At 64.9% G+C, this 14,005-nt stretch carries 13 protein-coding genes; 7 read left to right on the forward strand and 6 right to left on the reverse strand.

The window, feature by feature from the left end:
- A partial coding sequence (locus AC1DP3_RS17210) for a hypothetical protein (RefSeq protein WP_477295412.1) occupies window positions 1-326 on the forward strand: 326 nt, incomplete at its 5' end.
- Window positions 323-1,417 carry an alpha/beta hydrolase family protein gene (locus tag AC1DP3_RS17215; protein ID WP_477295414.1) on the forward strand — a complete coding sequence of 365 codons (1,095 nt, stop codon included), beginning with the start codon at window positions 323-325 and terminating at the stop codon, window positions 1,415-1,417. The genes AC1DP3_RS17210 and AC1DP3_RS17215, both read left to right, overlap by 4 nt.
- Window positions 1,418-1,482: 65 nt before the next feature.
- Here the strand turns inward: AC1DP3_RS17215 and AC1DP3_RS17220 are convergent, their stop codons facing one another.
- Window positions 1,483-2,493: a LacI family DNA-binding transcriptional regulator gene (locus AC1DP3_RS17220; protein WP_477295416.1), complete on the reverse strand. Its 1,011-nt coding sequence runs from the start codon at window positions 2,491-2,493 to the stop codon at window positions 1,483-1,485.
- Between the two features lie 87 nt (window positions 2,494-2,580).
- Here AC1DP3_RS17220 and AC1DP3_RS17225 point away from each other — a divergent pair, with 87 nt between their 5' ends.
- Both AC1DP3_RS17225 and AC1DP3_RS17230 read left to right on the forward strand, forming a co-directional pair.
- The gene (locus AC1DP3_RS17225; protein WP_477295418.1) at window positions 2,581-3,102 is read left to right on the forward strand and encodes an MFS transporter; all 522 of its coding nucleotides are present in this window, start codon (window positions 2,581-2,583) and stop codon (window positions 3,100-3,102) included.
- Window positions 3,093-4,052, forward strand: coding sequence for an alpha/beta hydrolase (locus AC1DP3_RS17230; protein ID WP_477295420.1), 960 nt, complete (start codon window positions 3,093-3,095; stop codon window positions 4,050-4,052). The genes AC1DP3_RS17225 and AC1DP3_RS17230 overlap by 10 nt, the downstream gene beginning before the upstream one ends.
- A gap of 169 nt (window positions 4,053-4,221) precedes the next feature.
- Here the strand turns inward: AC1DP3_RS17230 and AC1DP3_RS17235 are convergent, their stop codons facing one another.
- From AC1DP3_RS17235 to AC1DP3_RS17255, 5 genes are all read right to left on the reverse strand, one after another.
- Window positions 4,222-5,175, reverse strand: coding sequence for a glycoside hydrolase family 68 protein (locus AC1DP3_RS17235; protein WP_477295422.1), 954 nt, complete (start codon window positions 5,173-5,175; stop codon window positions 4,222-4,224).
- A gap of 83 nt (window positions 5,176-5,258) precedes the next feature.
- Window positions 5,259-6,092: an ABC transporter ATP-binding protein gene (locus tag AC1DP3_RS17240; RefSeq protein ID WP_477295424.1), complete on the reverse strand. Its 834-nt coding sequence runs from the start codon at window positions 6,090-6,092 to the stop codon at window positions 5,259-5,261.
- The gene (locus AC1DP3_RS17245; protein ID WP_477295426.1) at window positions 6,089-8,026 is read right to left on the reverse strand and encodes a dipeptide/oligopeptide/nickel ABC transporter permease/ATP-binding protein; all 1,938 of its coding nucleotides are present in this window, start codon (window positions 8,024-8,026) and stop codon (window positions 6,089-6,091) included. The genes AC1DP3_RS17240 and AC1DP3_RS17245 overlap by 4 nt, the downstream gene beginning before the upstream one ends.
- Window positions 8,023-8,961 (reverse strand): ABC transporter permease, encoded by a 939-nt coding sequence (locus tag AC1DP3_RS17250; protein WP_477295428.1) that lies wholly within the window; start codon window positions 8,959-8,961, stop codon window positions 8,023-8,025. Before AC1DP3_RS17250 ends, AC1DP3_RS17245 begins: the two co-directional genes overlap by 4 nt.
- A 19-nt stretch (window positions 8,962-8,980) precedes the next feature.
- The gene (locus tag AC1DP3_RS17255; RefSeq protein WP_477295430.1) at window positions 8,981-10,387 is read right to left on the reverse strand and encodes an ABC transporter substrate-binding protein; all 1,407 of its coding nucleotides are present in this window, start codon (window positions 10,385-10,387) and stop codon (window positions 8,981-8,983) included.
- 490 nt (window positions 10,388-10,877) lie between these two features.
- Between AC1DP3_RS17255 and AC1DP3_RS17260 the strand changes: the two genes are divergently transcribed.
- The 3 genes from AC1DP3_RS17260 to AC1DP3_RS17270 all read left to right on the forward strand — a co-directional run.
- A complete protein-coding gene (locus tag AC1DP3_RS17260; protein ID WP_477295432.1) occupies window positions 10,878-12,014 on the forward strand; it encodes a serine hydrolase domain-containing protein in 1,137 nt (378 codons plus the stop codon).
- A 25-nt stretch (window positions 12,015-12,039) separates the two neighbouring features.
- The gene (locus AC1DP3_RS17265; RefSeq protein ID WP_477295434.1) at window positions 12,040-13,026 is read left to right on the forward strand and encodes an alpha/beta hydrolase; all 987 of its coding nucleotides are present in this window, start codon (window positions 12,040-12,042) and stop codon (window positions 13,024-13,026) included.
- Window positions 13,023-14,005 (forward strand): AMP-binding protein (locus AC1DP3_RS17270; RefSeq protein ID WP_477295436.1); only part of this gene is annotated, 983 nt, incomplete at its 3' end. The genes AC1DP3_RS17265 and AC1DP3_RS17270, both read left to right, overlap by 4 nt.

A 14,005-nucleotide genomic window follows, 5' to 3' on the forward strand; every position in this document is an offset into this window, starting at 1 on the left:
ATGGAGGAGTGGTGCTGGTGTGCTCCGGCATCATCGCTTTCGCCGTCACACGTGCAGGCCGAGCATGGATGAACAGTGCGCTCGGGCGGCTGCTCACGCAGGCGAACGTCGACCGGGGGATGATGTTGACCACGGTCCCGGATGAGGACCCCGTGCACGAGACCTACCGACTCGCTGTTCGTCTCACCGATATCGCCAACAGTCAGGAGCTCACCAGGCGCGAGCGGATGCTGCTGCGTGCGGCGGCCGGGCTGCTTGACCGCCAGATGCGCGCGCCTGTCGTCGTGCGGATGACCAGTACTGCGGACGGGGCGGTCATCGCGTGATCCGCATAGTGATTGCGGTTGGCGCGGTGATTCTGCTCGCACCCGTCGCGTGGCTGGTACGAACCCTTACTCTCCGCGTGGTCGGCGTGAAGCCACGCCGCAAAGTGATCACTGCACGTTGCATCGGCGACGAAGTTGAGCTGCCGAGAACCGTGCTGACCACCGCAGCGGGCGACTACGGACTCTGGTTCGGCGACGGTTTCCGGGACCACGCGCTCGTCGGTGCTGTTGTTCACTCCGACGGGGAGGTGGTTGTCCGCCGGCTGCTCGAGTCGACGGCACCAGTTCCGACCGAGCCGTTTCCAGCACAGTGGACCGGTCATGTCATGCACAGCCCGGCACAGATCGACCGCAACTGGGAGGACGTCACCATTCCGCTCCGGGACGGGACATCAGCACCGGCCTGGCTGTTTCCCGGTCACGCTCGCACAGGGGCTTGGGTTATCCACGTCCAAGGCATCCGCACGTCACGGCTGGTCACCCTCCGCTCGGTAGAAGTGGCGCAGCGCGCCGGGCTGACCTCGCTCGCAATCACGTATCGCGGCGCCGGCGACGGACCGGCCGCGACTGTTTCGAACCTTGGTCAGCGCGAATGGAGCGACCTCGCGGATGCGATCGCCTATGCCCGAACCCACGGAGCGTCCGAGGTCCACGTGGTGGCGTGGTCGATGGGCGCGGGACTCGCGCTCGAGCTGCTCCGCCGCGACCCGCGAGCATTCGACAGCCTGGTGCTGATTGCCCCAGCAACGAACTGGAAACAGATCATCCGTCACGGTCTCGAGCGCGGTGGGCTGCCGGGGTTCTTCGCGCCGGTCGTGACATACGCTTTGGCGTCTCGGATTCTGAGTCGGGTTATCGGCGCGCCTGCCCACTCGATTTCACCCGGCTCGACTGGAGCCGGACAAATGTCGGCACCGTCCCGACACTCGTCGTGCACTCCAAAGGCGATCAGGAGATCCCGTTCGCGCTTACGGAGGCTTACGCCGCCGCGCAGCCGGACGTCACGCTGGTTCATACGAAAGCGGCCCCACACGGATGGGAGGCGAACGTTGACCCTGAGGTGTTTCAGTCTGCGATCAGATCATGGTTGACCTCGCAGCCTCGGGCTGTGCACCCGTGGAGCTGATTCGGCAAGTCGGTGGTGACGCCCCCTGATTCAGGGGAGGGCGGTGGAGAGGCGCGGTACGACTTCGACCGTCGGGGAGCTGTCAGCGGGCTCGAGGTTGGGGTCTCGTCCGATGGTCTCGGCAACCCGGGCGGCGATGTTCTGTGCTTCCGATGGCAAGTTGAACTTGACGCTGCTGATTCCTGGGCGCGCGAAGGCGGCTATAGGGGTGTTGTCGCCGCCGATGACCCCAAGGCGATGCGGCACCGGGGTATCTTGAGCGGCTGCCGCGCTCGTTATGGCCAGAGCTGCCAGGTCGTTCCACGCAGCGATCCCCAGTGGCTCCGCTGATTGCCCCGTCCAACGGTGCACCATTTCGGCGATCGCAGCGGGATCTCCGGGGACTGTTGCCGAGACTGCGTTGTCCACGCCTCGGGCTATGCAGATGTCATGAAATGCTGTCACGCGTGCCTCGGTGAAAGCGCGTCCGCGGGGCTCATCGATTGCCAGATAGGCCAGCCGGGAGTAACCCTGGGCGAGCAGATGATCGACCTGAGCAGCAACGATCGCGTCCTGTCCGATGGCGGTTGTGTGCGGAAGGCCCGGGCGGTCGAGTAGTCGGGCAGAGATCTCCGGGATTCCGGCTGACTCGAGTGCGTGTTCGTCGTCCTGATGAAGCGGGTCGAAGGTGACCACGCATGCGCATGGGATGCGGGAGAGCAGCCTATGAAGAGAGCCCTGCCAGTGTTCGCCTTCGTAACGGAGGCACACGAGCCCATACTTGGCAACGAGCCGCCCGATTTCCTCGAGCAGGAGTTCGAGCTGGCCGGACACCTCCCAGTCCGGGACGAGGAGGAGAACGACGTCGCCTCGACCGCTGCGTAGTGCGCGGGCCGCGGGTGAGCCTACGTACCCGAGACGGCGGGCCACCTCCATCACGCGGCCGCGGGTCGCGTCGCTGACGCGCATGTCATGGCGATCATTGAGGACATAGCTCACAGTGGCGCGAGAGACGCCAGCCTCTCGCGCGACGTCACTGACTGTCAGAGGGACGGAACTCATCTTGTCTCCTTTGCTTGACACGATTAAACGTAGCGCATACCGTAAGGATCGACAGTGTGGTTGACACGATTAATCAAGGACGATCCCATGCACACGCCCGTCACAGCCGGGCCCGATGCGGAGACGGTCGGCTCAGCCCCTCGGGTGGGTGTGTACAAACACCCGTGGCGGGTGTCGATCATCGCTGGACTTGCCTCATTCGTCGGCGGAGCCGCCCTCACTGTCAACGGGATCGCTCTCGTCATCTACCAGCAGACGATCGGTCTCACCCCGAGTGAAGTGGGCCTGCTGGCGGCAGTCGTGACCGCAGGCTGGGCCATCGGTGCACTGATCGGTGGACGACTTGGGGACGTCTACGGACGCCGCAAGCTGTTCATCCTGACCATGATCATCATTGCCGTCGGCGCGCTCGCGCCGACGTTCTCCACCAACTTCTGGGTCCTCCTTGCCGGGTTGACTCTGATGGGTCTCGGCGTAGGCGCGGATTTGCCAGTCTCGCTGGCCACGATCGCCGAGGCGGCGAAGGACAGCAACCGCGGCAAGATGCTGGTCTTCACGCAGGTGATGTGGACAGCCACCGACCTGGAAGCGATACCGACATGCCCGTGATCGCGGCTTTGCAGGCACTGCTGGACAGCGCGCCTCCGGCCGCCCCTCTGGATCTCAGCGACCTCCCGCGGCTGCGTCAGGGAGGCCTGGAAGGCGCCGAAGCACTCGCCGCGCTCGTCGCGCTGGAACCCCTCGAGGTKGGGGCGGTGCGCACGGTGAAGGTTCCCGTCCAGGGGGGTGAGATAAGGGTGCGGATCTACCGGCCGGCCAGTCAGGGGCCGCATCCGATCCACGTGTTCTATCACGGTGGCGGTTGGGTGGCTGGGACCATAGAGGAGACGTTCGTCGATGTCGTCTGCAGAGAGCGCACCGCTCTGGCTGAATACGTGAGCGTCGCGGTCGAGTACCGGCTCGCACCGGAGTTCAAGTTCCCTATCCCTTTGGAGGATTCGTACGCTGCCCTGAATTGGATCATCGAGCACGCCGCTGAGTACGACGGCGATCCGAAACGAGTCACCATTGGTGGTGGCTCCGCCGGGGCGAACCTGGCCGCCGCCGTCGCTCTGAAGGCTCGTGACGAAAAGGGTCCGCGGATCACATTCCAGATCCTCGAAGTGCCCGCGTTGGACCTGACACTGGGAAGCGCCAGCATTGCGATGTACGGCGGCGGCGATTACCCGCTCTCAAAGGTCGATCTTGACATGTGCATCGAGGCGTACCTGAGTTCACCGATCGATGCCACCGACCCGTATGCCTCGCCCCTGCTGGCAGAAGACTTGTCGAACCTCCCACCGGCCCTGATCATCAGCTCGGAGTTCGACCCGCTGCAAATGGACGGTTCACGGTATGCGAACCGACTGGAAGACGCCGGTGTTGCGGTGACCTTCACCCTTGGGGAAGGACAGGTGCATGGGTCTTCTCAGTTCACCAAGCTGCTCGCTGAATCGGCTGCCTGGCGGGATCAGGTCGTCGTTGCGCTGAGGGAGCATCGAGGCCGCCGCGCATCCTGAAGGTATGGGCCGCGTCCTCTCTTCGGCGTTCCCCCACAAGTAGTCGAGATTCCTTCCGTCCGCGACTGCGGCGTGCCGTGCTGTGGTGTACCCCTCGATGAGGACGATGGCGGGTCCTCACCGGCACCGTGGCTTTCCCAGTACATGCCGAGGGCGTGAAAGGCATCCGTCACTTCCTACCCTCTGCGCTGCCGAGCGCGAGCGTGCCGCCTTCGAGGATGAGTGGCAGCGGGTCGCGGATGCCGCCCAGGAATGTTCCATCACCATCCGCTATAGGGAAGCCGAGCATCACCGGTCCGGCATGCGTGTCGATGATCTTGCCGCTGTAAAGCTCGGGGCCAGTCAGGTTTCTCGCCGCGTCCAGATCTATTCGGTCGTTCCATGGAGCTAGCCACGTTCCCGAAGTCCCGCCKCCTGAGAGGCGTTCGCGAGAGATGACTGCGTCGTGAGCGGAGAAGACAAGCATGTTCTGCCCGTGGACCTGCACCCGCTGGAACACCTCCAGGTGGCCGAATCCGCTGCCTGGCCCTGCCAGAGGGGGCTCGACGGTCCACGCGGTGAGGTTGTCGGATGTCGCGTGGCCGACCACCCCACGGTTCATGACCTCTCCCGTGTTGGCTCGCGCGGTGACGAGCATGTGCCAGAGCCCCGCCACGTCCCGGTAGACCCACGGGTCGCGCCATGCCTCTTCCGGCCATGTGGAGTCGCCCAGCACTTCGTACCAGCGAGGATCGGCGCGGACCAACACGTCCCCGTCCTTGGTCCAGGTGTGCAGGTCGTTCGAGACCGCCGCCGTGATGATCTCCACGTTCGCGATGCTGTCGGAGTCGAGGAATGTGGATCCGGTGTAGAACATGCGCCACAGGCCGTCGTCGTCGCGGACGACCGAACCGGTCCAAGTGGCGGTGGTATCCGGCGCACCGGCCCCTCCCGGACCAAGCACGGTGCCGTGTTCTGTCCAGTCGGTCAAGTCAGGGGAGGTGGCATGGCCAATCGTGGCGTTGCGGTGCCGCAGCTCGGGGTCTCCGAGGGTCTTGGGTGCCTGCAGGTAGAAGAGGTGGTGGATGTCGCCGTCCTGAATGTGCCAGAAGTCCCAGATCCATCGGTCGTCGGGGTTGAGCACTGCATGTCCTTCGGGGTGTGAAAAGAGGGGGTGGATTGTCGGGGCGAGCAGATCTAGCTGTACCGGGTCAGGACCCGGTACAGCTAGCGGGCTTCCAGCTCCTCGGCGTCCTGCGCTGCGCGGCGCTCTCGCTGGCGACGGGGGTCGGCAATCGGCGCGGCCAGCAGCAAGGCGCGGGTATACGGRTCGGCTGGCTGCGTGGTGATCCTCCCGGTGGGTCCGGCCTCTTTCACCTCGCCGCGGTACAGGACGGTGACCTGGTGGCAGATGTGTTTGACGACGGACATGTCATGGGAGATGAAGAGGTAGCTCAGACCGTGCTGTTGTTGCAGGTCGTTGAGGAGGTTCAGGACCTGAGCCTGCACCGAGAGGTCCAGGGCGCTGACAGCTTCGTCGCATACCACCACTTGGGGGTTTGTGATCAGCGCGCGAGCGATGGAGATGCGTTGGCGTTGCCCTCCAGAGAACTGGCGGGGGCGGCGATTCGCGGCGTCCGGTTCCATGCCGACGGCGGTGAGCACCTCGTCTACCCGTGCATTGACGTCGACCTGCCCCAGCATGTTCTGTGCGCGAAGCGGCTCGATGAGGCTGCTCCGAATGGTGAAGGACGGATTCAGGGAGGTGTTGGGGTCTTGGAAGACTGCCTGGATGGTCCGCCCCAGCTGTCGTCGTGGTCTGCCGGTCAGCGAGGTGATGTCCTGCCCGAGGAGCTCCACGCGACCCGACGCGATCGGCGCCAACCCCAGGATGGCCTTTGCCAGGGTCGATTTTCCTGAGCCGGATTCTCCGACCAATCCGACGGTGGATGCGTGCGGGATGGAGATGCTGACGTTGTTCAGGGCGGTGAAGTCTTGGCGTCCTCGCCGGTACCGCACGGTGATGTTGTCGGCGGTGAGGACGGGCGCACGGTCGTTCATCGGGTGAGCGCTCCTTCGGCGATGAGTTCCTCTGCGCGGATGCAGCGGGTGACCGACCCGGGCGGGACGATTCGCAGCGGCAGTGGACCTTGGGTGCAGGCGTCGGTGGCGAAGCGGCAGCGGGTGGCGAACCGGCAGCCGGTGGGCCAGCTGCCGGGGGCGGGGACTCGTCCTGGGATGGTGGTGAGTGGTTCTCCGAGCGGGGAGGTGCTGGGGTCCGCGGCTAGAAGCGCGGCCGTGTACGGGAAGCCCGGTGCCTCGAAGACGGTGTACACGTCGCCCATTTCGACGACTTCACCGGCATACATGACAACTGCGCGGTCGGCGATGTCTGCCACTACTCCCCAGTTGTGGGTGATGATGAGCACGCTCATGCCGGTGGAGCGTTGCAGGTGGCGGAGCAGTTGCAGGATCTCGGACTGAACGGTGACATCCAGGGCGGTGGTGGGCTCGTCGGCGATGATCAGTCGCGGGCGCCCCGCGAGGGCGATCGCAATGTTGATGCGTTGTGCCATGCCGCCGGAGATCTCGTGCGGGTACAGCTTTAGGACGCGTTCCGGGTCGGCGATCTGCACCTGCTGGAGCAGTTCACGTGTGCGCGCTTTGAGGGCCGATGCGCTCATTGTTTCGTGCCTGGCCACCACTTCTCGCAGGTGGCTGTCGACCGTGTGAGTGGGGTCCAGGCTGCCCAGGGCGTCTTGGGCGATATAGCCGATCCCGCTGCCGCGGATCGCAGCGTAGGCGGCGGCACCACCAGCGCGCAGGTCGACCGAATCGAAGATCACCGTGCCGCCTTCGATGTGCAATCCCGGTGGGAGCAGACCGAGGGTCGCCAGGGCCGTGACAGATTTCCCGCAGCCGGATTCGCCGACGACGGCGACGATCTCACCCTTATCGACGGTGAAGGTGGCGTCGTCGACGAGTGTGACGCCACTGTCCAGCCCGACGCGCAGGTTTTCAACTCGCAGCAAGTGGCCCTGCGTGTCCAGACCAAGCGGCGTGCGTGCCTCAGGAGTTGGGGCGGCCTTCCGCTTCCTGCGCGGTGCCAGGAGAGCGGCGTCATCGGCGGTGGCATCGCGGATCGCGTCGCCGAGCAGGCCGAAGGCGAGGACCATCAGGATGATCGCGAAGCCCGGGGGGACGAGGGGCCAGGCCGTGAAGGAGATGACCTGTGAGGCTTCCCCGATCATTCCGCCMCACGTGGGCTGGTCGCCGCTGGGGGAGAGCAGGCCGAGGAACGCGAGAGCTGCCTGGATGACCAGGGCAGCTCCGAGGAACACGGAGGCTTGGACCAGGATCGGGCCGAGAACGCGACGGATGATGTGCGTCGCCATGATGCGGGAGGGGCGGACGCCGGCGACGGTCGCCGCGGTGACGTAGGACTCTTCCTTGACGACGATTGTTGAACCGCGGACCACTCGGATCAGCCCTGGAGAGGCGAGGATGCCCAGGGCGATCATGGCGGCAACCGGGTTGGAGGCGAAGACCGCGAGCACGACCAGCAGGATGATGATCGCGGGGATCGACATAGCCAGTTCCGCGGTGCGGCTGATGATGCTGTCGATGCGTCCACCGCGGTAGCCGGCGAGGATGCCGAACGGAATCCCCACCGCGAGGAAGACAACTGTCGCGACGGCCGCGTACCCGAGGGACGGGATGATTGCGAACAGCAGACGGCTGAGGATGTCGCGGCCTAGGGTGTCTGTGCCAAGCCAGTGCTCCGCGGTCGGACCGCTCAGCGTGACAAGCAGGTCTTGCTTTCCGGCCGGGTACGGAGCGATGAACGGGGCCAGGATCCCGAGGATCACCACCAGCAGGATGAATGCGGCGGCGATGACACCGAGCGGCTGACTGCGCCAGGCGCGGACGAGTCGGTTGCGTTTCGGCGTGGCCGCGCGTTCTGCGCGCCGCCAGTCATGGGTTGTGGTGGTCATTTCGCCCTCACACGGGGGTTGAAGTAGCCATACGCGAGATCGACGATCAGGTTGACCGCGATGGTGATGAGCGTGAAGTAGACGACGACGCCCTGGATGAGCGGAAGATCCCGGGAGGCGGTGGCTTGAACAGCCGTGCTCCCGAGACCGGGTATGGCGAAGATCGTTTCCACCGCGACCGTCCCGCTGAGGGCCCCGACGAAGACCAGGCCGATGACCGTGAGGATCGGCACGGCTGCGTTGCGCAGGGCATGCCGGTAGACGACGGACTCTTCTCGGACAGATGCTGCCCGAAGGGTACGTACGAAGGATCCGTCCAAGGCCGTGCTCATCGAGTCACGGGTTTGCTTGGAGATCCGGGCCAGTGCCGGCAAYGACAGGGTGATGACCGGCAGGACGAGGCATTGCAGCCACAGCAGCGGGTCTGTGCCGATCGGGACATACCCGGTCGGGGGGAACCACCTCAGCTGCACCGCAAAGACGACGACGAGGACCAGTCCGAGCCAGAAGTCGGGGATAGCCAGGGCCACGATGGACGAGGAGTCGACGAATCGGCCGAAGAACCCCCGCTTCGCGGCGCGAACCCCCATCGCTATCCCGATCACGGACGCCACCAGGGTGGCGCCGATGATTAGGGACAGCGAGGGCTCGAGGCGAGAGTTGAGGGTCTCCGCAACCGGCTGCCGACTGATCAGCGATGTTCCGAGATCACCGTGCAGCGCTGCTGTCAACCAGTTCCAGTACTGCTGCCAGATGGGAAGGTTCAGTCCCAGCTCCTCTCGGGTGGCGGCGAGCTGCTCAGCTGTGGCGTTCGGGCCGAGCAGCGCGCGTGCGGCGTCGCCCGGCAGGAACGGGATCAGCAAGAAGGTGATCATGGAGGCGACCAGTGCCAGCGGTATCGATAGCGCCAGCCGTCGCAGGGTCAGTCGGAGCACGGTTACGGAGACTCCTCAGCTATTTGGTGGGCTGGAGATCGGTGACCATCGGAACACCGGAGTTCGCGGGTGTCGCGTCCAGCCCGGTCAGTCCTGTACCGATGTAATAGCTCAGCGGCGCACCGACCACGGGAATCGTCCAGGCCTGGTCGACCAGTTGCTGGTTGATCTGCTGCTGCAGGGCCACGCCCGACTTCTCGTCCGCCGTCCAGTACTGCTGGTAGAGCGCATCAAGTTTCGGGTCCACGGTGCCGAACATGTTGAACGGTCCGACTGGGTTGACGAACCCCGCCCAGAGGGAGTTCATGTTGGCCAGCCCGTACGCGATGACTGCGGCGGGGTACTGTTTCGACACCATCGCTGTGAAGTAGTCCGGGGCGGTGGCCTTCGTGGTGATGTCGAGGGTCACGCCGACCTCTTGAAGCTGACCGGCGACCGCCTGGGTGAGCTTGTCCAAACCTGACAACGACGTGGCGAGCACAGGGAGAGTGAACCCTTCCGGGTAGCCGGCTTCGGCCAGCAGCTTCTTGGCCGCTTCCGGGTCATAGGGGTACGCCTCCGCGAGATCCTTCGTGTACCCCGACTGCCCCTCGAGCGCGTACTGGGAGAGCGTGAGCTCTTCCGAGCCGTAGAGCGCCTTGGCGATGGTGTCGCGATCGACAGCCATGTTGAGCGCCCGCCGCACGCGTACATCACCGAGCGGTTTCGACAGTTCACCGCCCCGGTCGGCGAGGTTGATGCCGGACAACGCCTGTGGCGGAGCAATGACCTCCAGGCCGGCGTTGCGGGCGGCGGGGATGGTGGTCGCGTCGCCCAAAGCGGCCTGAACCTGGCCGGACTGCATCGCCTGAATCGTCGAGGACGCGTTCCCGATGACGCGGACGATCACGCTCTTCCAATGCTGCCGCTCGGGGTCCCAGTAGTTCGGGTTTTGCACGAACGTGTAGTGATCACCCGCGACGGTCTTCTTCGGGTCAAGGGTGTAGGGACCGGCGCCGGCGGTGGTGGTGTCGAGCGACGCGGGATCGGCGATCGCGTCGGGGCTGATCACAAAGCCGACGCCGAAAGCCTGTGCGAAGTCGAACGTCAGGCCGGGGTCTGGACGCTTCAGGGTGAGTCGGACGGTGAGGGGTTCGGTGACGTCGACCGAGTCCACGGACGCGAGCAGAGTAGTTGCGGAGCCGATGGTCTGGCTGCGTGCGTAGTCGAGGTATCCCTTCAGCGCCTGGGMATCCAGGTCTGTTCCGTCGCTGAACTTGACGCCTTTTCGCAGCGTGATCTCGTACGTCTGGTTTCCTTCGCCGACGTAACCGAACTTCTCGGCGAGACCCGGCGAGAAAGTTCCGTCGCCATTCATGATCACAAGGGGGTCGTACGCCCACTGGTACAGCAGGCCGTACGCCGGGTCGCCGATCGCGGGATTCATCGAAGGAGGCGCCGCTGCCGTCGCGAAGGTGAGCGTGTCACCGTCGTATGGCGCTCCGGACTGGGACGTACCGCCGCCTCCTGGGGTGCAGGCGGTGGCRGCAAGAACGATCGCAACGGCACCCGCCAGAACAGCTCCCGCGCGGCGAGGGCTGAATCGTCTCCGACCCTGGCTAGCGGAGCCGACCAGCGACGCCTGTTCGAGTATGCGGAACTTCGGCATCGAAATCCTCCTTGATTAATCGTGTCAACCACGCTGTCGAGGCCAACAGTACGGCGATTGATTAATCGTGTCAAGCACAATCTCTGCCCGGTTGCACAAGCGTTATCGAGCAGCCGAATGCGCCGCGCGAGACGACCGCTGGCCACCTGCTGCGTGCTCTTGCGCCGAAGTGCTTGACACGATTAACCCGCGGCCTTACGGTAGCGAACGACGGCGCGGTCGACACGATTAATCGAAGAGGATTCATGACGGTTCGGAGGAGAGCTGAATGACCGGGAACCAGACCGTGCACGGTCACGTCGCATCCGGGTTCGGACGCGTCGCGGACGCCTTCGCCCTCAATCTCCGCGATCGCGGAGATCGCGGTGCTGCGTGTGCGATCGTCATCGAAGGCGCCACMGTCGTAGACATCCGTGGCGGGGAGGCCCGTGCAGGCATCCCGTGGAGCACGGCAACCCGTAGCATCCTGTTCTCGGTGAGTAAGGGCGTCACCGCGATAAGCCTGCTGATGGCCGCTGATCAGGGTCTGCTCGATCTGGATCAGCCGGTCTCGGCCTACTGGCCCGAGTTCGGAGTCCACGGCAAGGACCGCATCACGGTCCGGGAAGCCCTAGCGCACCGCGCTGGAATCCCGTCGTTCTCGCAGCCCTGGAATGCGGCGGCCCTCGGGGAGTGGTTTCCCGTTGTCGATGACCTCGCATCTCAGCAGCCGCTCTGGGAGCACGGAACGGCGTTCCTTTACCACGCGGTCTCGGTCGGCTTCATCGCGGGAGAGGTGCTGCGACGGACGACCGGCAAGCGCCCCAGTCAGTGGCTCGCGGAGAATGTCGCGGGTCCGCTCGGGCTGCAGATCGCTTACGGCGCGGATGTGAACGACCCCGACCTGGCACCCGTGCTGCCACCCGATGGTCCCGGTGGCGGAATTCCGCTGTCCGCAGATGAGACCGCTCTGGTGATTCGGGCGATGCTAATGGATGGCGCGTACGGCCCGGACCTGTTCACCGCAGCGAACACGGCCGCCGTCCTCGGCGCGGAAAGCCCGGCCGCGAACATCGTCACTCGCGCGGCGGACATCGCTGCCCTGTACAGCGCCACCGCTTACCCCACCGAAGGTCCTCGCCTGCTCAGCGATGACGCCATCATTCGGGCGACCGTGCCGCTCTCCTACGGCAAGCCGTTCATCGGCCCCGACAAGGGCGATGTGTGGGGCACCGGGTTCATGCTGCACTCGGGGCGACGTGGCATGGCCGGCCCCGGCAGCTTCGGACACGATGGCGCCGGCGGGCAACTCGCCTTCGCGCAGCCCTCACTCGGTCTCGGGTTCGGCTACCAGACCATCGCCCTCGGTGGCGACGACGACATCCGCGCCGAAGCACTCTGCGCCGCCCTTCGCGAATCCCTTTGAATACACCCCCACGGAAAGAAGTCTCATGGCCCTCGACCCGATCCTCACCGCCTTCGTCCCGACTCCCCCGCTGCCCGCAGAGATCGACTTCCCCGCCTGGCGCGCCCAGAGCGAGGCGGACGCGGCCGCCCTGGTCGAACTGGTCGCGGAACCGGGTCCCGACGTTGCTGAGAAGCGCATCGTGCATATTCCCGTCGAGGGGGGCACTATCGCTCTGGCAATCTACCGCCCCACTCTGGATGAGGTGCTTCCCGCGCACCTGTATTTCCACGGCGGTGGCTGGGTCGCCGGTAGCGGGCTGAGCGTCTTCAYGGACATCATCGGCCGGGAACGAGCCGTTGGCGCCCACTGCGTCGCGATCACGGTCGACTACCGGAAAGCGCCGGAGCACCAGCATCCCATTCCGCTGAACGACTGCCAGGCCGCACTGCTCTGGGTCGTCGAGCATGCCGAAGAGATCGGCGTGGACCCGTCACGGATCACCGTTGGCGGCGGATCGGCCGGCGCGAACCTCGCGGCCGCCCTGTGCCTGAAGAACCGTGATGAACAGGGCCCCGCCGTCCTCTTTCAACTGCTCGAAGTGCCGGCGGTCGATCTCACTCGGAGCCTGCCGTCCCACTCCGACCCGGAGCTCGGCTCGAACTATGCCCTCCACCGCGCAGACGTCGAACGGCTCGTGACCTTCTACCTGGGGGAGGACGGCGACCCGAGTGACCCGTACGCATCACCCCTACTCGCCGAAACCCACGCCGACCTGCCGCCGGCCTACATCATGCCCTCCGAGTTCGACCTGCTCCGCGATGATGCCGCGGCATACGCCGGCAAACTGAATGAGGCGAAGGTGCCGGCGACGACCTCTCTGCAACTCGGGCACATTCACCCATCCAGCGCGTTCACGAAGATCATGCCTGCCGCGCGAGCCTGGCGCGATGAAGCGATCGCAGTCCTGCGCGCTGTCCAYACCGGCGACCTGGACGATGCTCTTTCCGGCCACCGCAACCTGCAGCCATGAAAGCGGTGCCGCTGAGTCTTGCCGAAGGTGGGACAGATTCGCCACTGCTGGAGGCAACCATTGGTGCGAACCTGCTGGACACCGCGTCCCTTCATGGACGCCGGGAGGCGCTGGTGGATGTGCAAAGCGACCGTCGGTGGACCTACGAGGACTTCGTGGACGCGGTCAACTCGGTCGCGCTCGGCTTGCACGAGCTTGGGGTGCGTAAAGGGGATCGAGTCGGGATCTGGGCGCCCAACTGTCCGGAGTGGACATTCGTGCAGTATGCGACGGTGCGCATCGGCGCGATTCTTGTCACTGTCAACCCCGCCTACCGAAGTGACGAGCTCTCCTTTGTCATCAGGCAGTCGGGTATGAACACGATCATCGCTGCACCGCAGTTCAAGGGCGCTGACTTCGGCGGCATGATCGGTGATGCTCAGCGTGACATACCAACCCTGTTGCACGTCGTGCTGATCGGAACAGGATCGTGGGATTCGCTCGTCGAGGGCGGGCGGAAACATCAGACATCGAGGCTGGATGAGATCGAGGCGGACCTCGGACCCGATGACCCCATCAACATCCAGTACACCTCCGGCACGACAGGGTTCCCGAAAGGAGCGACGCTCTCGCACCGCAACATCCTCAACAACGGGTGGTTCGTCGGTGAACTGCTGCACTACACAGAGGCCGACCGGGTGTGTATTCCGGTGCCGTTCTACCACTGCTTCGGGATGGTGATGGGCAACCTTGCATGCACGAGTCACGGAGCAACAATGGTGATCCCCAGCCCCACCTTTGACCCCGCAGCGACGCTCGCCGCTGTCGCGAAGGAGGGATGCACCTCGMTCTACGGTGTGCCGACGATGTTCATCGCGATGCTCAACGATTCCGCGGTGGAGGCGCTGGATCTCCGCACGCTGAGAACAGGGATCATGGCTGGTTCACCCTGCCCTGTTGAAACCATGAAGCAGGTCATCGACCGGCTCGGTATGACGGA

Source organism: Microbacterium sp. P5_B6, from assembly GCF_056400345.1.

Coding starts and splice junctions, on each gene's coding strand:
- AC1DP3_RS17220 (WP_477295416.1), bottom strand. CDS start 2,493: ATGAGTTCCGTCCCTCTGACAGTCAGTGACGTCGCGCGAGAGGCTGGC.
- AC1DP3_RS17225 (WP_477295418.1), top strand. CDS start 2,581: ATGCACACGCCCGTCACAGCCGGGCCCGATGCGGAGACGGTCGGCTCA.